Source organism: Marinobacter flavimaris, assembly GCF_002933295.1.
Classification (GTDB): domain Bacteria; phylum Pseudomonadota; class Gammaproteobacteria; order Pseudomonadales; family Oleiphilaceae; genus Marinobacter; species Marinobacter flavimaris.
In genome coordinates this window covers 1-706 of the sequence record NZ_PSSW01000045.1, presented here as the reverse complement: position 1 = coordinate 706, position 706 = coordinate 1, and the positions used below count along the sequence as shown (strand labels likewise).

Annotated in this window: 1 protein-coding gene; it reads right to left on the bottom strand. The window is 62.7% G+C overall.

Translation table 11 applies throughout. From position 1 onward, the window contains the following. On the bottom strand, positions 1-706 hold a 706-nt coding region (locus MDHKLMBL_RS20670; protein ID WP_500684321.1), incomplete at both ends, for a carbamoyl phosphate synthase preATP-grasp domain-containing protein.

The window sequence follows — 706 nt, the reverse complement described above, 5'->3', positions numbered from 1 at the left end:
CTTCTTGACGGCATCGCGCATTTCGTCCTGAACCTGCTGGGACAGGGTGTACGGCGGCAGTGAACAGGCGGAGTCACCGGAGTGAACGCCGGCCTGCTCAATGTGCTGCATGATGCCACCAATCACCACGTCTTTACCGTCGGAGATGGCGTCGATGTCCACCTCGATGGCGGCGTTCAGGAAGTGGTCCAGCAGCACCGGGCTGTCGTTGGAGACCAGCACCGCGTTGCGCATGTAGCGTACCAGCTCTTCCTCGTCGTAGACGATTTCCATGGCACGACCGCCCAGCACGTAAGACGGACGCACCACCAGCGGGTAGCCGATCTCTCTGGCTGCCAGGATGCCTTCCTCGTGGCTGCGCACGGTGGCGTTTTCCGGCTGCTTCAGGCCCAGGCGGGTGATCATCTGCTGGAACCGTTCCCGGTCCTCGGCACGGTCAATGGCGTCCGGGCTGGTGCCGATGATGGGCACGCCGGCCGCTTCCAGGCCGCGGGCCAGTTTCAGCGGGGTCTGGCCGCCGTACTGGACAATCACGCCCTTGGGCTTCTCGACGTGAATGATTTCCAGCACGTCTTCCAGCGTAATCGGCTCGAAGTACAACCGGTCGGAGGTGTCGTAGTCGGTGGACACGGTCTCCGGGTTGCAGTTGATCATGATGGTTTCGTAGCCGTCTTCACGCATGGCCAGGGCCGCGTGCACACAGCAG